The 21,611-nt window shown below is 58.6% G+C and carries 20 protein-coding genes and 1 pseudogene; 1 reads left to right on the forward strand and 20 read right to left on the reverse strand.

Annotated elements, in window-relative coordinates; translation table 11 throughout:
* A pseudogene (locus BV034_RS23360) lies at positions 1-249 on the forward strand (hypothetical protein); the annotation flags it as partial.
* Positions 250-565: 316 nt separating this feature from the next.
* Here BV034_RS23360 and BV034_RS23365 read toward each other — a convergent pair.
* From BV034_RS23365 to BV034_RS23460, 20 genes are all read right to left on the reverse strand, one after another.
* Positions 566-991: a DUF420 domain-containing protein gene (locus BV034_RS23365; RefSeq protein WP_050029388.1), complete on the reverse strand. Its 426-nt coding sequence runs from the start codon at positions 989-991 to the stop codon at positions 566-568.
* A 177-nt stretch (positions 992-1,168) separates the two neighbouring features.
* Positions 1,169-1,924 (reverse strand): SCO family protein, encoded by a 756-nt coding sequence (locus BV034_RS23370; protein ID WP_050029389.1) that lies wholly within the window; start codon positions 1,922-1,924, stop codon positions 1,169-1,171.
* A 130-nt stretch (positions 1,925-2,054) separates the two neighbouring features.
* On the reverse strand, positions 2,055-2,990 hold the full coding sequence (gene cyoE / locus BV034_RS23375; protein WP_081888062.1) for a heme o synthase: 936 nt from the start codon (positions 2,988-2,990) through the stop codon (positions 2,055-2,057).
* 47 nt (positions 2,991-3,037) lie between these two features.
* A complete protein-coding gene (locus BV034_RS23380; RefSeq protein WP_050029391.1) occupies positions 3,038-4,087 on the reverse strand; it encodes a COX15/CtaA family protein in 1,050 nt (349 codons plus the stop codon).
* Positions 4,088-4,234: 147 nt separating this feature from the next.
* Positions 4,235-5,074, reverse strand: coding sequence for a cytochrome c oxidase subunit II (locus BV034_RS23385; protein WP_050029392.1), 840 nt, complete (start codon positions 5,072-5,074; stop codon positions 4,235-4,237).
* Positions 5,075-5,080: 6 nt separating this feature from the next.
* Positions 5,081-5,272: a hypothetical protein gene (locus BV034_RS23390; protein ID WP_050029393.1), complete on the reverse strand. Its 192-nt coding sequence runs from the start codon at positions 5,270-5,272 to the stop codon at positions 5,081-5,083.
* A 20-nt stretch (positions 5,273-5,292) separates the two neighbouring features.
* Entirely contained in the window at positions 5,293-5,499 is a 207-nt protein-coding gene (locus BV034_RS23395; RefSeq protein ID WP_050029394.1) for a hypothetical protein, read from the reverse strand.
* A gap of 9 nt (positions 5,500-5,508) precedes the next feature.
* Complete coding sequence (locus tag BV034_RS23400) at positions 5,509-5,844, reverse strand: cytochrome C oxidase subunit IV family protein (RefSeq protein WP_038166720.1); 336 nt, start codon at positions 5,842-5,844, stop codon at positions 5,509-5,511.
* Positions 5,845-5,897: 53 nt separating this feature from the next.
* Positions 5,898-7,367 (reverse strand): cytochrome c oxidase subunit 3, encoded by a 1,470-nt coding sequence (locus tag BV034_RS36370; RefSeq protein WP_050029395.1) that lies wholly within the window; start codon positions 7,365-7,367, stop codon positions 5,898-5,900.
* A gap of 64 nt (positions 7,368-7,431) precedes the next feature.
* Positions 7,432-9,285 (reverse strand): cbb3-type cytochrome c oxidase subunit I, encoded by a 1,854-nt coding sequence (locus tag BV034_RS23410; protein ID WP_050029396.1) that lies wholly within the window; start codon positions 9,283-9,285, stop codon positions 7,432-7,434.
* 85 nt (positions 9,286-9,370) lie between these two features.
* Entirely contained in the window at positions 9,371-10,087 is a 717-nt protein-coding gene (locus BV034_RS35170) for a cytochrome c (protein ID WP_050029397.1), read from the reverse strand.
* A gap of 9 nt (positions 10,088-10,096) precedes the next feature.
* Positions 10,097-10,774: a cbb3-type cytochrome c oxidase subunit II gene (locus tag BV034_RS23420; RefSeq protein WP_050029398.1), complete on the reverse strand. Its 678-nt coding sequence runs from the start codon at positions 10,772-10,774 to the stop codon at positions 10,097-10,099.
* Complete coding sequence (locus BV034_RS23425; RefSeq protein ID WP_050029399.1) at positions 10,771-12,282, reverse strand: cbb3-type cytochrome c oxidase subunit I; 1,512 nt, start codon at positions 12,280-12,282, stop codon at positions 10,771-10,773. Before BV034_RS23425 ends, BV034_RS23420 begins: the two co-directional genes overlap by 4 nt.
* A gap of 29 nt (positions 12,283-12,311) precedes the next feature.
* Positions 12,312-13,148, reverse strand: coding sequence for a hypothetical protein (locus BV034_RS36375; RefSeq protein ID WP_265593374.1), 837 nt, complete (start codon positions 13,146-13,148; stop codon positions 12,312-12,314).
* Positions 13,149-13,157: 9 nt separating this feature from the next.
* Positions 13,158-14,486: a hypothetical protein gene (locus BV034_RS23435; protein WP_050029401.1), complete on the reverse strand. Its 1,329-nt coding sequence runs from the start codon at positions 14,484-14,486 to the stop codon at positions 13,158-13,160.
* 18 nt (positions 14,487-14,504) lie between these two features.
* Positions 14,505-15,155: a cytochrome c gene (locus BV034_RS23440; protein ID WP_050029402.1), complete on the reverse strand. Its 651-nt coding sequence runs from the start codon at positions 15,153-15,155 to the stop codon at positions 14,505-14,507.
* Positions 15,156-15,170: 15 nt separating this feature from the next.
* Positions 15,171-15,728 carry a DUF3341 domain-containing protein gene (locus BV034_RS23445; RefSeq protein ID WP_038166712.1) on the reverse strand — a complete coding sequence of 186 codons (558 nt, stop codon included), beginning with the start codon at positions 15,726-15,728 and terminating at the stop codon, positions 15,171-15,173.
* Positions 15,729-15,751: 23 nt separating this feature from the next.
* On the reverse strand, positions 15,752-17,212 hold the full coding sequence (gene nrfD, locus BV034_RS23450) for an NrfD/PsrC family molybdoenzyme membrane anchor subunit (protein ID WP_050029403.1): 1,461 nt from the start codon (positions 17,210-17,212) through the stop codon (positions 15,752-15,754).
* A 6-nt stretch (positions 17,213-17,218) separates the two neighbouring features.
* Positions 17,219-20,551, reverse strand: a complete 3,333-nt coding sequence (locus tag BV034_RS23455; protein WP_050029404.1) for a TAT-variant-translocated molybdopterin oxidoreductase — start codon at positions 20,549-20,551, stop codon at positions 17,219-17,221.
* A gap of 21 nt (positions 20,552-20,572) precedes the next feature.
* Positions 20,573-21,388, reverse strand: coding sequence for a cytochrome c3 family protein (locus tag BV034_RS23460; protein WP_050029405.1), 816 nt, complete (start codon positions 21,386-21,388; stop codon positions 20,573-20,575).
* Between the last annotated feature and the right edge of the window lie 223 nt (positions 21,389-21,611).

Consider the following 21,611-nt stretch of genomic DNA (forward strand, 5'->3'; position numbering starts at 1 on the left):
CAACTGGACCAAACACCGGGACGGAAAGTGTGGCACAACTTCTGGGACAAGCGCCTCACCTTTGAAAAGTCCTACATGGCCCGCCTAAACTACGTCCACCAGAACCCGATCAAACATCGTCTGGTGCCAAGTGCGAACCAGTACCCTTGGTGTCCTGCCGCCTGGTTTGAACGCGTAGCCGCGCCGGCGTGGATCAAGAGCGTCTATGCCTTCAAGACCGACAAGCTCAACATCGAGGACGACTACTGAGCGAAGCCAAACAAGCTTCATCAGCTATACAAGAGTTCGATCTCCCACCACTTGAGCGCGCAGCGCTTTAGGGACTGCGGTGAGAATCACCGCTTTGGCCCCGCATTGTGATAGGCTTGAACCCTTCCCCTGCCACCGAAGCACATCCCCTTCCTCCGCTCCCCTCTCATCCTCCCTCGCTCCACACAGGCCTCTCAAAAGCGGCGATTCTCGCACGCACTCCCAAAGCGGCTGCGCCGCCAGGTAGTGTGCCTCCGAGGCCGAAAGTATCTGCCCCCGGCTTACAACATCGCAAGCTCTCCAACTCTCCCCCCCATCACCCCAGCGCGTACCAATGGTAACACATCAGGTACACCAACACGCCCGTCACTGAGACATACATCCACACGGGAAAGGTCCAGCGGGCGAGACGCTTGTGCTTGTCAAACTTCCGCTTCAGCGCGGGCACCACGGTCAAGATGATCATGGGCAGGTTGACGATCGCGAGAAAGACGTGGGTGATCAGGATGGTGTAGTACACCCACCGGACCACGCCCTTGCCCTGGAACTTCATGCTGGGCACATGAAAGTGGTAGATCAGGTAGCTTGTAAGGAAGGCTGCGGACACCACCAGTGCCAGAGACATCAGGGTGATGTGGGCAGAGCGCTTGCCCAGCTTGATGCAAATCCAGCCCGACAGCAGCAGAACGGCCGCGGCGGCGTTGAGGGTGGCGTTGAGCGCAGGGAGTTCGTAAACTTCCATGGTAGTAGATCAATCAATCGTGAAAGAAGAGCGGGCGGACGAGAGCGCGACTGCCTTTCAGCCTCATTTGCCTCTCAATCAAACAAATCATGCAATTCCAGGCAGAATCGGTCTGGGAGAAGCTGGCACCGGGCAACTGACAATCCAGAATCAGAAGCGTGCAGTCACTGGAGGCTCCTACTTGCCGTTCTTGCCCTCGTCCTCGGCCTTCTCTTTGAGAAGAGTGCTGATGTCCTTGCGGATCTTGTCTTTCCAGAACGCCTTAAACTCGGGGTCGAAGCTGGCGACATCGTACATACCGCGCACATGCCCCTTATGGTCCACCAAGGCCACTTTCATATCGTGGATGTACTTGTCATCCGGGGAGAGGCGGTCTTTCTCGGGCACATCTTGTACCCCCTGAAAGCCGAAGTAGCGGGTCATGTAGGAGCGCACTTCCTTGGTCTCGCCATTCACAAACCACCAGTTGTCGCCCTTGATCTTGAGTCCTTCAGCGAACTTGCTGAGTTGCTCCGGGCCATCCGCAGGATCCACGCTCACCGAGAGGAAGTGGACATCAGGATTGGCCTCAAGGTCATTGTGCAGACTGAGAAGCTCACCCACTACTCCGGAACAACCCCGCGGGCAATGCGTGTACACCCAGCACGCCACGATGATCTTCCCCTTCAGCGTGGCGAGTTCCACTTTCTGACCATTGCGCTCTACGAAGCCAATGTTCTTCTCCAGTCGGGACAGCATGGGCAGCCGCTGCTCTACCATGCCAGCGGCCTCCTCCCGCTCTTTCTTGATCTGGATCATCATGTAGTTCCACCCGATCACGATGCCACAGACAATGACGATGATGGGCACCCAGACAGTCAGGGGGTTGATGCCCTTGGGTGCCTCATCCGCTGAAGGCGGGGTCGGAGTGGCGGGCGGCGGGGGGGTGCTCATGGGTTGATCAGACACGGGATAATCAGGGGCGAAATGGGAAGACTTGGATGGTAACAGGAACCAGTACGCTTACGAACGGCGAGGCCACTGCGCGGCAAAATGCCACATTGGGCACCTGCTGGCAGAAGGCTCAGGGTTTCCAGAACACCATACTGATGCCCAGCAACAACGGCAGGTACATAAGGGTGAAAAAGAACAACTTCCGTGCGCTGGCCCGGTCGCGGATCTTGTAGAACTTCCAGGCCAGCCAGACCAGCATGAGGTTCGCCAGCAGGGCAAAAGGAAGGAACCAGTAGCTGGTATCGCCCGCCAACGGAGGCAGGAACATGAGCACCACGGCGCAGAATGAGAATAGCAGGGCCAGCTTGGAGGTCTTGCCGCCCGTGTCATCCTCGTTCGCCCACATGACAAACCCGCCCTTGCGGTACTCGTCGCGGTACATCCAGTTGATCGCCAGGAAGTGAGGGAGCTGCCAGAGGAAGAGAAGGGAAAAAAGGTAGATGGCCCCGCTGGAGGAGATGAGCTCCAGACGGAAGTAGGCGTCATTGTTGACCGGAGGACCGGCGGCTCCGGCCCATCCAATAAGCGGCGGCAGTGCTCCCGACACCGCTCCGACGATCGTATTCCACGCCGACTGCTGCTTCATCGGGGTGTAGATGAAGAGATACACTCCCAAAGTCATGGCACACAGCGCGGCCGCTTCGAGATTCACCATCTTGCCCAAGTGCAACAAAGCGAAGGCACTGAGCAACCACCCCACCCCAAAGGCCAGCCCCGGCTCCATGCGCCGGGAAGGCAGCGGGCGATCGGCGGTGCGCTCCATGCGCTTGTCCGGCTCGATTTCCATCAGCTGATTGAACACCGCCGCGCCAAAGGCAGCGAGGGCGCTGCCTAGCAGGGTGTGAAACATCAGCGCCAGATTCAGATCCTTTCCGCTCCGCCCCAGCCAGTAGCCCACAAAGGTGGTGACCAAAACGAGCACGCTGAGCCGGAACTTCGTCAGCGACATGAAGTCCTTCATCATGACGCTGGATTGGGGATTCGACGAGGTGGCGGTCTCAGACATGACGGGGCTCTGCATCGGACTTCTCTGGAAAAACGTGGCAAGGAAACTCAGGCGACAGGGTTGGAATCGACGGGTTCTACTGGGTCAGGCACCGCCTTGGCCCGCGTTGCCCGATGGCTGCCGAGCAGCCAGAGGAACAATCCACTCACCAGCAGCGAAGACAAGCCAATGTGGAGAATCTGTGCGATCCGAACGATTCCCACCTGCGACAGCACCACTCCAAGCACCATCTGGGCGCACACCAGCCCCACAATCCCCCGCTCCAACCACTTCACCCGGCCAAGAACTTGGCCCGACTTCCAATGGAACAGGAAAGCCACACCCAAAATGATCCACGAAAAGCTTCGATGGAGCAGGTAAACCACGGTCTGATCCAGTTCCTTGACCCACAGTTCCCGTTTCTCCCCGGCATGGACCATGGCAAGATGGTCGGTCATTTCACGAACTTGGGAGCCCATCACGCCTTCCAGCACCACAAGGGCGAAGAGCAGCAAGCCAATGCGATGCAACGCCTTGCCCCCATCCCCGATCACCGGAAGCTTCCATGGCTGGGCAGCCCCTCGCCAGGCTGTGTACACCAGAAAACACTGCAACAGGATCGCCAGGGCCATGTGCAACGTGATGATGCCCGGCTTGAGGCCGCTCAAGACCACCCGGGCTCCCAGCCAGGCATTGATCAACACGAGGGCAAATGAGCCCAGCGCCCCAACAAACACCCGAAAGCGTCCCGCCCAGATCTGCCAGAATGACGCAATGAGAAGAGCTGTCACGGAGAGCCCCACTGGCAGGCTGGTAAGGCGGTTGATGTACTCGACCCAAGTAGCGACTGGATCAAATTCCGCCCGCAGAGTTTCGGGGGTGATGGAAGCGGGATCCCGCCCCAATCGCGCTGCCTTCGCCCGGAATTTCTCGATGTTCAGTTTTTTGAAATCGATGTCTTCCGCCTTGGTGGGAGGCGTCCAGCACCCATAACACAAGGGCCAGTCCGGACATCCAAGCCCAGAACCCGTCGCCCGCACCACCGCACCCACGAAGATCAGCACCTCCACTGAGATAAATGCTATCAGGGCCAGCTTTTGAAATCGCGTCCAGATCATGCCGGGAATGGAGTCAGAGTTGGGCAGAGGGGGGGGCTAAAAACAACGAACGGCAAAGCCTGGGCTTTGCCGTTCGCAGAAGATCAAAGTGGGATCAAGGTCGGAACAGTGTTCTGTCGCTCACGTGCAGGACAAGCCCGCCAGGGATCAATGGGCGGCAGGGGCAGCGCCTGCTGCAGGGGCCGGAGTAGCTTCCACGGCGGCCTTCGCAGTGTCGCTGGCCTCTTTCACGAATTCGTCGAACTCTTTCTCAGGAATCACGTTGAGTGTCGCCTTCATGCCAGAGTGGCCGGGACCACAAAGCTGACCGCAGATAATGTCCCAGGAACCAGTCTTAGTAGGCTTGAACCAGGCGTGGCTGCGAACACCGGGGGTGGCGTCCTGCGCCATGCGCATCGGCACGAGCGCCAAGTTGTGAATCACGTCCTTGCTGGTCACGTCCACGATCACGGGGCGGTTCACTGGCAGAGTCATCACCCCGACCTTCACGAAGTCGTCCTTGCCGTTCGGATCCTTCATGTCACGACCGATCGTGTTCGGAGGGTTGGTGCCAATGTCGATCAGCTTGAGCGCAGTGCGGCCCAGGGTGTTGTCGGTACCACCGTACTGGAAGCTCCAGAGGAATTTCTCGCCTACAGCACGCACCTTCAGCACGTTGTTGCCGGAGGGATACTTTTCAGATTGCTGACCCCAGAGCGGGAAGGCAAAACCAAGCAACAGTATGGCTTCCACGATGACCACGCCAATTTCAATGTGGGTGGAGGCATGACCGCGCACACCGTGATAGTCGGCTTTGGGATTCTTGCCCTGGCGGAACTTGGTGAAAACCACCACCAGGAAAGCAGACCAGCCAATGAAAAGGAGCAACATGAACCAGTGCACCAGCTCAAGCATGTGGTCCACCATCTCGCCATGTTCAGAAGCAAGGGCAGGAATCCCCAAAAGCTTGTTCAGGGTGGCAAGGGTGATCAACGAATCAGGAGTCATGGGAAATTACAGGGACGAATTTTCGAACTCACGCTGCTTGCGTGCAAAGTTGAACATGATTTTGACGAGCAGACCCAGCATGCAGAAGACCACGATGACCATGAATAGAATGGCCGTGTTCGAAGCCTTGGCCACCTCGGACGATTGGTCCGGAAGGCAGACGGAGCAGGCAAGCTGGTGCAGATGGAAGAGGCTCATGGTGTGATGGGATCAGGATCTCAAACCTTGATGGTCTTGCTCTTTTTGGCGACAAACCAAATTCCGTAACCGAGCAGAAGAATCGCCAAGGAACCGCTCAGATTCCCGGCAACCACTGCCCGGGCCTCCCTCGCCTGGTCCACCTCCACCACTGTCCAGGCCCAGAACCCCGCCGTGCAGAGAAACGCCAGAACAATGAAAAGAATGTGGAAGCCTTTGAGGGACATGGCAGGAATTCAGTAACCAATAAACTTGGAGTGCAGCGGATCAGCGTAGCCGAGGTAAGTCAGCACGAAGAGGCCGATCGCAAAGAGCACCGTGAAGAAGAGGACCTTGTAGATGAGGCCGCGTTCACTCTTCAAGTGCATGAAGATGAGTGCCACAAAGCTGGCTTTCACCAGGGCGATGAACATGCCAAAGGCAATGTTGGCGGCGCGGGAGCCCATGTCCCAATCCATCACGCCGACGGTGATGAGGGTGCCTAGGACAAGAACGCCACCGACCGCCCAGATGATCTTGGACTGCTTCTTGTAGTATTCCGGACTGTCGTGGTCGTGATGGTCGTGAGCCATGATGGTAAAAAGCTGGGAATCAAATCCCGGGGCCGCAGCCCCGGAGAATCGGGTTAGAGGAGATACAGCAGCGGGAACAGGAAGATCCAGACCAGATCCACAAAGTGCCAGAAAAGGCCGCCCACTTCCACACGGTTTGCCAGGTGATCAGGGTCCTTGTCGTAGATCCTCTTGCCGAACAGCAGCATGTGACTCAGCACCAGAGCACCGCCGATCACGTGCAAACCGTGCAGGCCTGTCAGCGTGAAGTAGATGGCGAAGTAGTTGCCATACTTGGGAGTAAAGTTGGACCAGAAGGAGATATCCTTTTTCTCGATCACCACCAGGGGATGGCCGTGGCTGCCAGCGTGAGCTTCTGCGGCGTGAGCACCATGGGAATCACCGGCTGCTTCAGCGGCCAGGCCTTCCCCGCCCGTTTTGGCGGCGCTGGCGTGACCGTGGGCGTCATCCAGGCTGATCTTCATCGCATAGACGTGGCGAACGTAGTCGCTGTTGTCCATGGGCTGTTGGGGCTTCTTCTGGCTCTTGTGCTTCTCAACGAACTTATTGTGCTCAACGTCATGGTGCTCGTTGAACTTCTTCTTCCAGTCACCACCGAGAATGCGCCACACGTCAGCGTTCTGCACACTTTCCAAGGCCTTCTGGTCGCTCTTCTCATCAGCAGCGAAAAGGCGACGCAGGTCGATACGGTCCACTTCAAGGTGCATCGAGTCGTAGGCCAGCTTGCCGTCGATCACTGTGCCGTCACGGAAATGGGCCTTGTGCGCATCGTAGGCGTTGTCGAAGAGCTTCGACGGCGGGATGTCAAACTTGAGCGGGCTGGTTGCGGTCAGCGTGATGAATTCGTCAGGAGTCCACTTGCTCTTCTTCTTCACGTCGTCCCAACCCCACTTGTTGAGGGCCTTGGCACGCAACGCATCAAGGGTCTTATCATCCAGGGTGATCACATTCCCCTCGGCATCCTTGAACTCAGGTTTGCTGTCCTTTTCAAGGTACTTGAGGAACTCTGTGTCAGAACCGTGGCGGAACAAGGCAATGCCGAAGAGACCTTTGTCATGAGGTTTCACAGCGAGCGTCACCGTCTTCACCTCATCAAACTTGATATGATAGGGATGATCGGCTGGGAAGTGACCTTCGACTGAGCTGCCATCCTTAAGCAAGACGCCAAAGTGATGGAACTTGTCAGCGTACTCAATGGACTTGATGACCATGAAGCCGCCAGCGCAGAGGATGGTGAGAGTCATCCAAACCTGGAACAATCGGAACTTCCTCAACTTCAGAGCCACCCACGCTTGCAGCACGGTGACGCTGGAGAAGATGAGCACGAGGGTGTTGATAAAGCCCCACTTCACGGTGAGCACCTGGACCGGCCAAGGGCCTTCAGGAGCGATGCGCAGGAAGATGTAAGCAGAGAACAGACCGCCGAAGAGCATCACCTCAGAGGCAAGGAACAGCCAGATGCCGATCTTCGCATTGAACAGTCCGGTATCCGGCCGGGGTTTGACGGTGTATGGAATTTCCATCAGAGCGAAAAAGTTGTCAGTTGGGAGAAATGATTGACTGGAACTGGAGTTGAGGCCCCGGGGATCAATGCATGTGGGTGAGCTTTTCCTCGGGCTTCACGCCTTCCGGCAGCCACTGCGGAGAGTAGTCCGTCTCGGCACCAGGAACGCTGTAGTCATAGGCATCGCGATAGACCACGGGCTCCTGCAGGAAGTTGCCATGTCCGGGAGGTGTGGGGGTAGCCCACTCCAGAGTCGTGGCCTGCCAGGGGTTGTCAGACTTCACCTTTTTGCCACCCTTGATGCTGAAGAACAAGTTCAGGATGAAGGGCACCTGGGCAATAGCCAAGCCCCATGCCGCGAACGACATCACTTCGTTGAGCCGCAGCAGCGGGATGCCCATCCAATCGCCACTGGACGTACCAGCGAATGCGACACCACCGTCATGCCAGCGGCGGTGGAAGCCTGCCATACCCTGAATCAACATCGGGGAGAACAGCAGGTTCATGCACACCAAGGAGGGCCAGAAGTGCAAGCGACCCAGCGTCTCGTTCATGAAACGGCCCGTCATCTTCGGGTACCAGTGATAGATACCGGCGAAAAGACCAAAGATTGTGCCGGGCGCCACCACGTAGTGGAAGTGACCAATCACATAGTAAGTGTCGTGCAGATAGAGGTCGATCGTGCTGAAGGCCAGGGGCAGGCCAGTGAGACCCCCAATACCGAACATTGGCAGGAACGCACAGGCGAAGAGCATCGCCGAGTTGAACCGGATGGAACCGCCCCAGAGCGAAATCATCAAGCATGTCAGGAGGATCACAGAAGGCACGGAGATCAGTACCGTGGTGATCTGGAAGAAGGTGGAAACCACCGGGCCCATGCCAGTGAGGTACATGTGGTGAGCCCACACGATGAAGCTCAGGAAGCCCAGCGTAAGGACGCCGTAGATCATCGATTTATAGCCCCAGAGAGGACGGCGGATGTTCGCGGGAATGACGTCCGAAACGATGGCGATGGCCGGAAGAATGAGCACGTACACTTCCGGGTGACCGAGGAACCAGAACAAGTGCTGGTAGAGCAGCGGGCTGCCACCACCGGCGATATCGAGGTGCTTGTTGCCTTCCACAAGGCCGGTCGGAAGGAAGAAGCTGGAACCGAAGAGACGGTCCGCAAGCTGCATCACAGCAGCAACTTCAAGCGGCGGGAAGGCAAGGAGCAGCAGGAAACCAACAACCAGCATGGCCCAGCAGAAGAAGGGCAGGCGCATCCAGGTCATCCCTTTGCAGCGCAGGTTGAGGATCGTGGTGATGAAGTTCACTGAACCCAGCAGTGAGGACGAGATCAGGAACACCATCGAGAACAACCACTGCGTCTGGCCGGTGAAGAAGATGTTCTTCACGTCAATCTGCGCCGTGGTGGCCAGCGGGGAGTAGTTCGTCCAACCCACCTGGGCAGCACCCGTGGGAAGGAAGAAGCTGAGCATCATGAGCACGCCACCGATGAAGTAGAGCCAGTAGCTCCAGGCGTTGAGCTTGGGGAACGCCATATCCACTGCACCAATCTGCAGCGGCATGATGTAGTTGCCGAAAGCGGCGAAACCGAGAGGCACCACGCCCAAGAACACCATGATAGTGCCGTGCATGGCTCCAAACATGTTGTAGAGCTCAGGGCTGACCACCCCACCAGGAGCCCAGCGTTCGCCCATCAAATGGCCGAAGAGGGGCATTTCCGTACCAGGGAAGGCGATGCTCCAACGCATCACCATCATGAGGAAGAAGCCCCACAGGAGGAAGCACATCGCAGTGAGACCGTACTGGATCCCGATGACCTTGTGGTCAGTGCTGAAGATGTACTTGTAGAGGAAGCTCTGCTTCGGGTGATCGTGCTCGTGAGCATGATCCGCATGCGAGTGATCGTGGTGGGCGGTAACAGCGCTCATGAATAAAAGCAGGTGGTTCGGAAAACGGGGGATTGGAAAGGTGCGGTGCTCAAGCTCAGAGAGTCAGGATGCCGGTTGATTGCTATTACTTGGCTGCGGGGGCGGCAGCTGGCGTGGCGGCTGCGGCGGCGGGAGCTTCGCCCGGAATGTCCTTTTCGGCAAATTCCGAGAGTGTGGCTGCCGTCCAAGGACCCAAATGGGCTTTGGTTTCAGCCCGGACTTTCTTCACCATGTCCGGCGTCACCAAGGAACCCTTGTTGCCCCAGGAGTTGCGGATGTAGGTGATCACGTAGGAAAGTTCCTTGTCGGACAGGCCGGACTGAGGAGGCATCACGCCATTGTAGTTTGCACCTTTGACAGTGACGCTACCGCTCAGGCCGTGAAGGGCGATACGAGCGATACGCTCGGTTCCACCTGCAACCCATTCCGAACCAGCGAGCGGCGGGATCAGGCCTGGCTGACCACCACCAGTTGCACCGTGACAGCCCTGGCAGCTGTTGTAGGAGTCGGCACCCTTTTTCATCGCGAGGGCGAAGGGATCGAGAGTGTCTGCGACATCAATCTTGATTGGACGAGTATCCGTCACCTTCCCGAGGTAGGGCGAGTTCTGCTCGAAATCAAATCCACCGACGTAAGCTCCGGCGTAGCCACCGGCGAGCACCATGGCGGCCATGCTGGCGACGAATACCCACAAGGGGGCAGGTTCGCGACCAGGCTGGGCGTCAGGCTTCTCGCGCTTCACAGCAGCGTGAAGGCGGTCGAGGTCAGTATTGTCAAAGTTCTGGGGCTGATTCTCGTTCATGGCTCGTCGTTACTTGCTGTCAGCCACCACCTTGCCGGGCTCGGGGGCGTCTTTTTTCAGGGAGCTAAGGTAGTTCACCAGTTCCACGGCTTCAGCGGTCGGCACCACTTCGTAGCCTTTCTTGGGAGCCAGATCCTTCGGAAGCTTCAGGGCATCCGGGGAACCCGCGCCTTGAATCTTCTGCACCTTGTACAGGTGGCGATAGGACGGCATGATGCTCCACTCATTCTGGGAACGCGGAGCATAGAGCTTCACGTGAAGAGCTGCATGGCCAGCTTCACCCACGACGCGGTAGCCGAAGTTGGCGAGATCCGGACCATTCCGCTGGACACCGAGAGGAGCTACCGGCTCACCGAGGTAGTCACGCATGGTGCTGGCGCGCACGACATGCTTAGGAACATCGCTTTGATCACTCCCCCACCCCTTTTTCCAGCCATCGGAGATGTTGTTGAAGGTGGTGCGGATGACCTGGGTGTGGCACTGCACGCATCCCTCTTTGAGATACACCAGCTGACCTTGGCGGTACACACCGTCGGCCGGGTAGAAGCCGGTCAATCCATCACGATCCTTGTCGTACGGGATAGGAACGGTCTTCTGGGCTTTCAGGGCAGGAATGACGACCAGCAGGAGCCACGGAGCTCCAAAACTGACACCCAATCCAATCACGAGTTTGCGCAAGCTGGTCATGCTTCTTTGGTGGTAACCGATGTTAAAGTTCCGGGGACGTAGTCGTGGTGGCGGTCATGCACAAGCAGGGTCGGCGTCGTGCTACGACGTCCAAGACCCAGCACCATGAATACAAGGTGGACAAAGAACCAGAAGTTCGACCACAGGATGAAAACCCAGGCCAGGGAACGGCCGACAAGATAACCACGGGCGTTGATGACGCTGCCGACCATGGGCTGATTCCAGTTGTCGGGGCTGTTGATGCTTGCGCCTTGGAACAGACCACCGACGAGCATGCAGACCACCATGGCGCTGATGCCGTAAACCGAGAACCAGAAGTGCTGGCGAATCAAGCGGGCGCTCAGCCACTCACAGTTGGCCAGGCGGGGAACGATGTAGTAGATCGCGCCGAACATGGTCATGCTGAAGAAGCCATACACTGCGAGGAGCTGGAAGCCGTACTCGGCGTAGGTGAACTGGGTGTTTGAACCCGTCCAGAACGTTCCCAGGAGTGCGCTCACACCGCTCATGAGCACATAGCAGAAGGAACCGACAAACACGAACCGAAGCGTGGGGCTGGTCTCGATGAGACCGCGTTTGCCCTCGGTGGTGAGGTGGTTGTTCAAGGCCACGATCCCAGCAGGAACGAGCAACAATAGAGCCGCGGTGCCGCCGACTGCGGACATCCAGGCGGGAAGTGGGCCACCCATGTACTTCTGGTAGCCAGTCCAGCCACCAAGGACCACCAGGCCCCAGAAACCAAGTTGCGCGAGCTGGCCACTGAAAACCGGCTTGCCGGTGATTTTCGGGATGAAGTAGTAGCTAGCACCCAGGCCAATCGGGGTGAAGAACAACCAGATGACGTTGCTCACATACCAAGCGTTGATGCCAGCGCCAATCGCGCCAAGCGGAGAAGCCGGAGCGTAGTGATTGAGCAGCAAGTTCACCGTGGCGAAGATCCATGGGAAGCAGAAGAGACCCGCGAGGATGTACCAGGAGGAAAGGAAGAACCAGTTCTCACGCTGCACGGCATTGTAGTGCAACACCATGCGACCTGCGATAATCAGGAAGGCCACCAGGAAAAGAGGCCAGACGAACGCTGGGAACTCCAACCAGGTCAGCGAGGTGCTGCCACCGAAAAGGATACCGATGATGCCAAGAGTCACACCGATGTTCCAGAAGACGCCAGCGGTCACCATGGAACCTGCACCGCGCTCCAGCGCCACACCGGAGCGGCGGGCAAGGAGCCAGACACTGGCACCCAGGCCGGACTGGATGGCCCAGCCGTAGACCAAGGCGGTGAGGTGGGCGGGCTGGAGGCGCCCGTAGTTGAGGAACCAGAGCCAGTCGTAGTCCAGGAAGCCCGGCTTGACGAGCTTCACGGAGGCGATCAAGCCCATGATGGTGGATGCAAGCAGCCAAAGGGCGGCATTGGCAAACAGGAAGAGCACCGGCCCCTTCACTGAGCGGTCGATGGCCGCGCGGCGTAGGCTGTCGCTGTTTGAGACGGTCGTGTCAGTTGTCTCCATGGCAGGTCAGGTAAAAGAAAAAAAGATGCTTACTGAGGTTGGGGTGCGGGAGTTTCCGGAGCGGCAGGCGGAGCCGGAGCCTCAGGAGCAGGAGTGGTAGGGGCCGGGGCGGGAGAAGGAGCCTCCGTCTTGGGAGCCTCGGGGGCGGGAGCAGGTGCAGGAACCGGGGCTTCCGGCGCGGGGGCTGGCGCGGGCTTGGGAGCCTCAGGAGCAGGCGTTTCCGTCTTCGGAGCTTCAGGTGCAGGAGCCGGTGTGGGCTTCGGTGCCTCTGGAGCGGGAACGGGCGCTGGTGCTGGAGGAGCAGGAACAGGAGCAGGTGCTGGAACTGGCGCGGGGGCATCCGTTTTAGGTGCCTCAGGAGCCGGGGCTGGTGCAGGCATCGGCGTTGGCACGGGTGGTGTCGGAGCAGGAGCCTCAACCTTCGGCGCTTCCGGTGCGGGTGCTGGCGCTGGCGCAGGTGCTGGGGCCGGAACTGGAGTTGGGGCAGCAGCAGGCTTTTCCTCCTCCTTCTTGGCAGCAGCTGGAGCAGGAGCGGCTGCAGGTGCAGCGGCTGCCTTCAACGCGGTGGGAGAACCTGGCACCACCTGGGTGGAGGTGGAGGGCTTGCGCTCCTTCACAAGTTCAGCCGCTTTGGCAAGCACAGGAGTCGCATCATGCTTCAAACCGTACTTCTCAACAAGGGCGTCCTGTTCGGCCGCAATGCCTTCTTTGACTTTGACGCGAGCATCATGATCCCGGTACTCGGGCGTACCGCCAGCGATGGCCTGCAGCAAGGCGGCCACGACGGCGAAGCTGGCAAATGCCGCCAGCGTGCCCAAAAAGACAGAGAGCGCTCGGGAGGGTGTGGGTGGCGTGGGAGACGACATGGGAAACTCTTAGTTGGTGGCGGTGACGGACTCCAGCAAACGGGGGTCACGGCAGGGATACAAGCTGGCTTTGGAGAGACGGCGCAGGTAGGCCCAGCCGACAAGGCCACCCATCGTGAGCAGGGCGATCACATCCCCCACCCAGGCTCCGTCGATCCAGAAGACCGTGCCCTTGGAAAGGGAAGGCCCACGCTCAGGAATGATGAGCCAGTACCAATCCACCACGTGCATGAGCAACACCCAGAAGCAAAGGGCATTCATGACCGCAGTCCGCTTCTTGCGGCCAGCGGAAAGCAGCAGCACGAAGGACACGGCGAAGTGAAGCCAGACCAGCACGTGGCTGAGGTACCACCAACCACCGGTGTTACGAAGGATGTAGAAGCGGGTTTCTTCCGTGATGTTTGCGTACCAGATCAGGAAGAACTGGCTGAAGGCGATGTAAGCCCAGAACACCGTGAACGCGAAGAGCAGCTTGCCCATGAGGTGGTAGTGTTCGCCACTGGTCACCTTGTGCAGGTAGCCGTTGCTGCGGACATACGTCAGCGCAAGAATCGAGACTGCCATGGCACCCCAGGCGCCACCGGCAAAGATGTAAACACCCCACATCGTGGAGAACCAGGTGTAGTCCATCGCCATCACCCAATCCACTGCCGAGAAGGTCACGGCAAGGGCGAACGGGAACAGCAAGATGCAGCAGAAGGCACGGGAACGGAAGGTGTGTTTGAAGCTGCCGTCCTTGTCCTGTTGGATGGACCATTTGCGCAGGAAGTATGCGAGGGCTCCAAGAATGGCGAAGTACACCACCACTCGGACGTACCAGAAGCTCATGTTCAGGTAGCCGTACTTGGAAGTCAGGATGTGCTTGGAGTGATCCTTCTCCGCCATGTGGTGGAGAGCTTCATAGGTGCTGATGTGCTCCTGGTGGGCATGGTGGGCAGCCTCGCGGTGAATCGGAATCCACTCCCAAAGGGCGTCCTGAACCGCGGGGATGAACACGAAGGGAAGCACGAACACTGCCATCCAGCCAATGCTGGAACCCAGGTTCTCAAACAACCGGCGCACCACCACACTCCAGCCGGAGTTGGAAGCATGCTGAAGCATGGTCCAGAAGATGCCGCCGCAGGTGATCGTGAAGAAGAAGAAGAAGGCAAAGAGCCAGCTGTAGGCGAATTCCGCCTGCTTGTCCTTGCCAAGGAAGCCGAAGAGGTAGGCCAGCGAGGCCACCAGGCCAAGGCCGCCGACCACGAGGAACAAGCCGTTCAGCTTGCTGACCTTCGTGAGGTCTAGCCGTTCTCCGTCGCGCGGCAGGTCGTCAAGAGTGATGGGATGGGCGCTCATGCTTTGCTTGAAAGGAAATTACTTGGCCGGATTTTTTGCCGCATGCTGGAGGGCGCGAACGTAGGCGACAATCGCCCAGCGGTCCTGCACGTTGATGTTGGCGCCGTAGCCGCCCATCTGGTTCCAGCCATTCGTGATGGTGTCGTAGATCTTGCCGTCGGGACGGTAGGCCGGGTTCGAGGCATCATCAAAGCCAGGGCCGGTCAGGTCGGCAGGAACGACGGTCGAGTACTTGGTGAACACACCCTTGCCGTTGCCGGAGGTGCCGTGGCAGATGGCGCACTGGATGTTGTAGCGTTCCTGACCGCGCTTGAGGAGCTCGGTGGAAACCTTCAATTCCTCTGGGAAGCCGTCGCCGTAGTAGTCACCCACCTTGCCGGTGTAGTAGTACGTGGATCCATGGGTGAACTCCAGCGTCTGGGGCGTGTAGCCTTCGCTCGCCGGCTTGCTGGGCAGTTCAAAACCCATGGGCACGGTGCCCGTCACAGGGTGACGCATGCCCACGCCATCAGCGAAGAAATGACTCTTCACCTGGGCCTTGACCTTCGCCTGGTCATCCATGTCCGGGAAGACCTGGATCGGAGGCTTTTCAAACTTGTGGCCGCGGAAACCCGCAAAGCTCACCACCGTCACCACGACGAGAAAGTAACTGAGAAAGAAGTATTTCATGGACAGTCGTGATGCTTACAGTTCGTCCTCAACGAGTTCGATGTTCTTTCCACCGAGCCCTTCGAGAAGAGCCCTGGTTTCAGCCTGGTGGAACTTCGGATCGCGGGCCTCGATGCAGATGAAGAACCCGTCGTCAGAGAACTTCTTGAAGGTCTTGGCTGCAAAGAGCGGGTGGTTCAGACGTGGCAGGCCCATGAGGGCGAAGCAACCAAACACCGTCGTGAATGCCGAGAACAGAATCGTCAGCTCGAACATGATCGGGAAGAAGGCCGCCGTCGTGAAGATGTTCGCCGGCTTGGACTGCACCACCGTAGGGTAGATGCCGACCTGGGTGATGTACGCCAGACAGAATGCCGTGGTGATACCCGCTGCGCCGCCAAAAAAGACAAACCAGGGAAGAATCGAACGCTTCAGCCCCATTGCCTCGTTCAATCCGTGGATTGGGAAAGGCGAATGGACATCCCAGCGCTGGAAGCCAGCGTCGCGGATCTGCTCGGATGCGTGATAAACGTCGCTGGCGCTGTCAAATTCAGCCAGGTAGCCGTGGACTCGTTTGAGAGTGGTTCGTGCCATGTGAAAAATCCTCCAGCGAGGGGTTAGGAGACCTTGACCTTTCCGTACTCGATCTCCAGTTCGTGAACACCCTTCTCGTGATGGTCATCATGATGGGGGTTGGCCTCAGGGAGCACCGCCTTCACTTCTGCCACGGCGATCACCGGCAGGAAGCGCAGGAAGAGCAGGAAGTTCATCATGAAGAAGCCGAACGTGCCAATGAAGGTCCAGTTGTCCACCCAGGTGGCATCGAACACACGCCAGGAGCCCGGCATGAAGTGGCGCTCCAGCGTCGTCACGATGATGACGTAGCGCTCATACCACATGCCTGCGTTCACGCACATGCAGACGAAGAGGACGACAAACAGGTTCTTCCGGCACCACTTGAACCAGAACAGCTGCGGCACGAAGACGTTGAAGCCGAACATGCAGTAGTAGTACCAGACGGAGGGACCGTAGAGACCACGCAGCTGGAAGGTTTGAAGTTCGTACTGGTTGCCTGAGTAGTAGGCCATGAAGAACTCCATGCTGTAGCCGTAACCGACGATGGTGCCGGTCAGCAGGATGATCTTGGCCATGTTATCGATGTGCTTCTCCGTGATCAGGTCATAGAGACCGTAGATCCGCCGGGCGGGGATCATGAGGGTAAGCACCATGGCGAAGCCGCCGAAGATAGCACCCGCGACGAAGTAGGGCGGGAAGATGGTGGTGTGCCAGCCGGGAACCACCGAAGTGGCGAAGTCGAACGACACAACGGAGTGCACGGAGAGCACCAGCGGAGTCGAAAGAGCCGCCAGGAGGAGGTAGGCCATTTCATAGTGGTTCCACTGGCGGTTGCCGCCGCGCCAGCCGAGGGCGAAGATCCCGTAAAGAGTGCGGCGAAGACCGGGCTTGCAACGGTCGCGAAGGGTCGCGAGGTCAGGCACAAGACCGATGAACCAGAACATCACGGACACCGTGAAGTAGGTGGACACCGCGAACACGTCCCAAAGCAGGGGCGACTTGAAGTTCTGCCAGATCGCGTTCGCGTTCGGCACCGGTGCGAGGAACCACACCATCCAGACACGACCGACGTGGAAGGCCGGGAAGAGACCGGCGCACATCACCGCGAAGAGGGTCATGGCCTCAGACGCCCGGTTCACCGCCGTACGCCATTTCTGTCGGGTGAGGAAGAGAATGGCTGAGATGAGGGTACCGGCGTGACCGATACCGATCCAGAACACGAAGTTCGTGATGTCCCATGCCCAGGCAACTGGCTGCTTCTGGCCCCAGACACCCACCCCGGTGGAGATGAGGTACACAAAACAGAAGGCCATGATGCCCGTCAGGATCACTGACGGGATGAAGAGGATCCACCACAGCTTGGGCTGCCGGTTTTCCACGATGCCGCAAATGCGGTTCGTGATCCAGCTGTAGCTGCGGTTGTTCAGGACCAGCGGTTCGCGATCAAGGATGCGCGGCTGGCTTGAGGATGAGTGGGAGGCGGTCGCCGTTTGCTGGGCCATGACAAATTAGAATGAGCGTTCCATGCTGCTGGAGGTACCCGTTGGCACCGTGCGGTCTTTTTCGAGCTCCAATTTCGCCATCATGGGATTCACATTGCGAATCCTGGCCAGATAGCTGGTGCGCGGGCGGGTGCCGAGGTACTTGAGCACCTGGTAGTTGCGCGGGTGTTCTTTCATCTTCGCCACGGGGCCGTCTTTCTCAGCCAGGTTGCCGAAGACGATGGCGTCGGCGGCACAGGATGCCTGGCAGGCCACCTTGAGGCTCTCGCTCTTCACCAGCAGCTTGCTGGAGTCGTCACGGGCAATACGGCGCTGATTGATCTTGGCCTCTTCGAGACGCTGCACGCAATACGTGCACTTCTCGATCACACCACGCATGCGGACGGTGACGTTCGGATTCTTCTGAAGCTGCTCCATTTCCTGGGGCTTCTTCTCTCCGAGCGGGCCGGCATAGACGTTGTTCGTCTTCAGACCCAGCACCTTGGTTTCGATCAGCGGGTTGCGCTTGTTGTAATCGAAGTAGTTGAAGCGACGGGCGGTGTACGGGCAGTTGTTGGCACAGTAACGGGTGCCGATGCAGCGGTTGTACGCCATGGCGTTCAAGCCGTCTTCCGTGTGCACGGTCGCGTTCACAGGGCAGACCGCTTCGCACGGAGCCGATTCACACTGCTGGCAGGACACCGGCTGGCTCACCATTTCCGGGTTGTCCAGATCTTCCAATGTTGGATCGGAGTCCACGTTGTCCGGCGTGGCGAAGTAGCGGTCCATACGGATCCACTGCATGACACGACCCTTGCGGACCTGGTCCTTGCCCACAACAGCGATGTTGTTTTCGCTCTGGCAGGCCACGATACACGCGGAACAACCGAGGCACTTGGAAAGGTCAATCACCATCCCCCACTGCGGGAGGTTTTCGTAGTCGAAGCCGTTGGGGTTCTCCTCGGACTTCACGCCGATGCGCCCCTTGTAGATGCTCATCTCCGGCGGGATGTGGGAGTCCATGCCCTGGTGGGAGGCGAAATGCTCGTCGTTTTTGAACGTCTCGAGCGTCGCTTCGCGCACCTGCGAGCGGGCTTCCATCGTGTAAGTCTCCTGCGTGATGGCGAGCTCGTAATTCCCCTCGACCTTGGCCACCGTCGCACCGCTGATGATGTAATCAGTGACGGCAGAGCGCAATGGGTAGGCGTTGAACCCGGTCCCCTTGCCCACATACGTGGTCACCTTCTGGCCGTAGCCGAGAGGGATGGTCACAGAATCATGCGCATGGCCTGGGCAGGCGATCGCGGCGATCTTGAGGGTCTTGTCCCCTACTTTGACTTCGATGAAGTCACCGTCGGTCTTAAGACCAAGGCGCTTGAAAGTGCGCGGGCTCAGCCAGGCGGCGTTATCCCAGGTCAGCTTCGTTATTGGGTCTGGAGCTTCCTGCAACCAAGGGTTGTCGATGTAGCGGCCGTCGAACACGCTGGCATCAGGTGCCAGCACGATTTCCAGGGCCTGCTCTGTCGGGGCGGAGAGCTTGGGAGCCTTGGCCACCAAGCCAGCGACTGCACCGCGGTTCAGGGAAACTGAAGCCTTTGGATAATAGGTCTTGGGAAGGAATCCATCACGCAACACGTGATTCCACTTCTCCTCATCCCAGGCTCCCGCGGTCTTCGTGAAGCTGTCCTTCACGGCCACATAGGCGGGGTCCACTTCGAACACTGGGGCGGGTACCGGAGCGGCGGGATCCTTGGAGGGCTCCACCGCTTTGGCACGAGCCGGGCCGGGGTGTTTGCGGCCAAGGAGAGCCAGCAGCATGTCGTTGACGGAAGCACCGTCAAAGAGCGGCTGAATCATCGGCTGCACCACGGAGTACACGCCTTCGGCGGAGCGGACGTCATCCCATGCTTCCAAATAGTGGGCGGCAGGGAGAATCCAATGGGAGTGTTTCGCCGTTTGGTTGGCCCGGAGAGCCAACGTCACGATTTTCGCCTCGCTGGCCTTGGCGGCGTCAGCGAAACCGACGGCGTCATAGACCGGGTCGGTGTCAGCAAGAATGAAGAGCTGCTTCACCTTCTTGGCCGTGAGGTCGGCAGTGAGTTGCTCGATGCGGCCGGACTTGCTCACCGGGACGGTCACGGTGTCAATCACCGCACCAAATGCCTTGAGAGAGTCGTTGATGGCGAGCACAAGGGCGTGCACCGCTTCGCTCTGACCGGAACCTGCAACCACAATGGATTTGCCGAGGTTGCTGCCAAGCACTTTGCCATCCTTGTCTTTGTCTTCAAAGAGGTCAGCGGCGGCAACGGCGATCCACTGGCGGAGATTATCACTGAGCCCCTGCGCAAGCGGCGCGGCGGCCTGAGCCAGAGCGCTGTCTTTCGTGAGCTTGGCCACTTCCTGCGCGAGCACAGCGGCTGCGGCAGGAATGAGGCTGGCTGCAATGGGCTTGCGATGGTCAGAAATGCCACCCGTAAGGGTGTAACGGTTTTCCAACACGTAGAGCCGGCTCATGCCATCCGTGCCCTTCTCAGGACCACGGTTCTTCATGAATGACTTGGTGTGGAACTCGGTGGTGGAGTCCACGCCGAGGAAGTCGGCATCCAGAGAGAAAACGACCTTGGCCTTGTCGTAGTTCGGAAGGAGGGACACACCTTCACCGAAGAGCGCCTTCACGGCATTGAGCTCATTGGCCCGGCTTACCGGTGCGTAGCTGTAGACGGCAGCTTTCGGATAGGTCTTGGCGAACTCCGTCAAGAGTCCAGCACGGGTGGGCGAAGTACTGGGGCTCAGAAGAAGGGCGAGACCTTCGCCACCGTTCTTAGACCAGCTGTGTTCCCACCAACCGCGCAATTCGCGCTCAAACTTGCTCCAAGAGGTAGGAGCACCCTTGCCGACGACTTTCTTGACGCGGGCCTCACTGTAGAGGTCCAGCACGGAAGCCTGGGCAAAGATATCCAGACCACCATTGGTCGGGTGAAGCGGGTTGCCTTGAAGGTGGGTCGGGCGACCTTCATGGGTCACAGCCACCATCGGGGTCGAACCATACGGACGGGGCATCACGGTCGCGTAGAGAAGCGACTTGCCCGGCACGATCCATTCGACGTGCTTGGTGAAAGGAAGGATCTTCTGCTGGGGACGGCGGCAGCTTGCCAGACCGGCCACGGCGGCGATGCCGCCCATGATCTTCATGAAGTCACGGCGCGAGTTTTCGCGCTCTTCAGCCGATTCCAGGCCGATGGAGGGGTCGAACTCACGGCCCACTTTCTCGGTGAACTCCGGTGTGTTGGAGTACTCACCAAGACTGCGCCAGTAGCGACGCTCAGACTTGACTTCAGGATGTTGCCAGATGCGTTTCATGCGTGGACTTGGCGCGAAAGGTTAGCGGTGACAGGTGGTGCAATCCTCGGGAGCATGGATGCGCCAGTTGTGCTTGAGCTGGCTGCCGACCTCCTGCTGCGTGACCGTTGGGCCGTAGGTATCCGTGGCGAGGGCCACAAGAGCGTTCAGGTCGGTGGGAAGCTTCTCCACCGCTTTGCCGTTGAGGACCGTCTTGGCGAGGTCTTCGAACTTGGCACCCTTGTCAGCCAGGCCTTGATAGAAGGCATCACGGTTCAGCTGTTCGGGCTTGTAGTTCAGATTGGTGATCTGGTCGAGCGGGCGGAGGTTCTTCTCCGGCTGGCGGTGGCAGTCGAGGCACCAGCCCATGCTCTGGGGTTCAGCGTGCTTCACCACTTCCATCTCGTTGATCTTGCCATGGCAGCTGACGCAGGAAACGCCGCGGTTCACGTGCACGCTGTGGTTGAAGTAAACGTAGTCGGGGGCCTTGTGCACCTTCACCCACTCAATGGGCTTGCCGGTGATGTTGGCTTCACGAACCTGGGCCAGCTTCGGGCTGTCCTTCTTCACCTGACCCTTGTCTGGACCGTGACAGTTGTAACAGGTCTGGTTGGTCGGCACGTTCGAGTGGCTGGACTGCTCCACATAGGAGTGACAGTAGCGACAGTCGAGGCCGAGCTCCCCCACGTGTTGTTTGTGAGAGAATGCCACCGGTTGCGTCGGCTCATAGCCCACCCGGGTGTACTTGGGGGTGAAATAGTAGGAGGCACCCACGGTCACGCCCACCAGTACAAATCCAAGGCACACCGCAATCTTCAACGGCACCCAGTTGGTCCAGCGAGGAAAAAAATTGCCCATAAGGTTCAGAGTCTGCGCTTGTGAAAAATTTCACAAGGGGATTCACTGTAGGATGCTGGCAGTTGTTTGCAAGAATGGAAATGAAGAATTTTGAACTTTTTGGCAACCCCTGATGTCCCTGTACACCCCTTGTGGTGTGGGACTGGCGCAGCTTTTATGCCGGATGGAGAATCAGCTCAAAAGTTCCTTCTCCTGACCAGTGAATTCAGGTAGTTTCAAGGTC

The sequence above is a fragment of the Verrucomicrobium sp. BvORR034 genome (genome assembly GCF_000739635.1).
In the GTDB taxonomy this organism is placed as follows: Bacteria; Verrucomicrobiota; Verrucomicrobiia; order Verrucomicrobiales; family Verrucomicrobiaceae; genus Verrucomicrobium.

Excerpts from the sequence above, each read along its gene's own strand:
- BV034_RS23365 (WP_050029388.1), bottom strand. The coding sequence starts at position 991 with ATGGAAGTTTACGAACTCCCTGCGCTCAACGCCACCCTCAACGCCGCC.
- BV034_RS23370 (WP_050029389.1), bottom strand. The coding sequence starts at position 1,924 with ATGAGCACCCCCCCGCCGCCCGCCACTCCGACCCCGCCTTCAGCGGAT.
- cyoE (WP_081888062.1), bottom strand. The coding sequence starts at position 2,990 with ATGTCTGAGACCGCCACCTCGTCGAATCCCCAATCCAGCGTCATGATG.
- BV034_RS23380 (WP_050029391.1), bottom strand. The coding sequence starts at position 4,087 with ATGATCTGGACGCGATTTCAAAAGCTGGCCCTGATAGCATTTATCTCA.
- BV034_RS23385 (WP_050029392.1), bottom strand. The coding sequence starts at position 5,074 with ATGACTCCTGATTCGTTGATCACCCTTGCCACCCTGAACAAGCTTTTG.
- BV034_RS23390 (WP_050029393.1), bottom strand. The coding sequence starts at position 5,272 with ATGAGCCTCTTCCATCTGCACCAGCTTGCCTGCTCCGTCTGCCTTCCG.
- BV034_RS23395 (WP_050029394.1), bottom strand. The coding sequence starts at position 5,499 with ATGTCCCTCAAAGGCTTCCACATTCTTTTCATTGTTCTGGCGTTTCTC.
- BV034_RS23400 (WP_038166720.1), bottom strand. The coding sequence starts at position 5,844 with ATGGCTCACGACCATCACGACCACGACAGTCCGGAATACTACAAGAAG.
- BV034_RS36370 (WP_050029395.1), bottom strand. The coding sequence starts at position 7,367 with ATGGAAATTCCATACACCGTCAAACCCCGGCCGGATACCGGACTGTTC.
- BV034_RS23410 (WP_050029396.1), bottom strand. The coding sequence starts at position 9,285 with ATGAGCGCTGTTACCGCCCACCACGATCACTCGCATGCGGATCATGCT.
- BV034_RS35170 (WP_050029397.1), bottom strand. The coding sequence starts at position 10,087 with ATGAACGAGAATCAGCCCCAGAACTTTGACAATACTGACCTCGACCGC.
- BV034_RS23420 (WP_050029398.1), bottom strand. The coding sequence starts at position 10,774 with ATGACCAGCTTGCGCAAACTCGTGATTGGATTGGGTGTCAGTTTTGGA.
- BV034_RS23425 (WP_050029399.1), bottom strand. The coding sequence starts at position 12,282 with ATGGAGACAACTGACACGACCGTCTCAAACAGCGACAGCCTACGCCGC.
- BV034_RS36375 (WP_265593374.1), bottom strand. The coding sequence starts at position 13,148 with ATGTCGTCTCCCACGCCACCCACACCCTCCCGAGCGCTCTCTGTCTTT.
- BV034_RS23435 (WP_050029401.1), bottom strand. The coding sequence starts at position 14,486 with ATGAGCGCCCATCCCATCACTCTTGACGACCTGCCGCGCGACGGAGAA.
- BV034_RS23440 (WP_050029402.1), bottom strand. The coding sequence starts at position 15,155 with ATGAAATACTTCTTTCTCAGTTACTTTCTCGTCGTGGTGACGGTGGTG.
- BV034_RS23445 (WP_038166712.1), bottom strand. The coding sequence starts at position 15,728 with ATGGCACGAACCACTCTCAAACGAGTCCACGGCTACCTGGCTGAATTT.
- nrfD (WP_050029403.1), bottom strand. The coding sequence starts at position 17,212 with ATGGCCCAGCAAACGGCGACCGCCTCCCACTCATCCTCAAGCCAGCCG.
- BV034_RS23455 (WP_050029404.1), bottom strand. The coding sequence starts at position 20,551 with ATGAAACGCATCTGGCAACATCCTGAAGTCAAGTCTGAGCGTCGCTAC.
- BV034_RS23460 (WP_050029405.1), bottom strand. The coding sequence starts at position 21,388 with ATGGGCAATTTTTTTCCTCGCTGGACCAACTGGGTGCCGTTGAAGATT.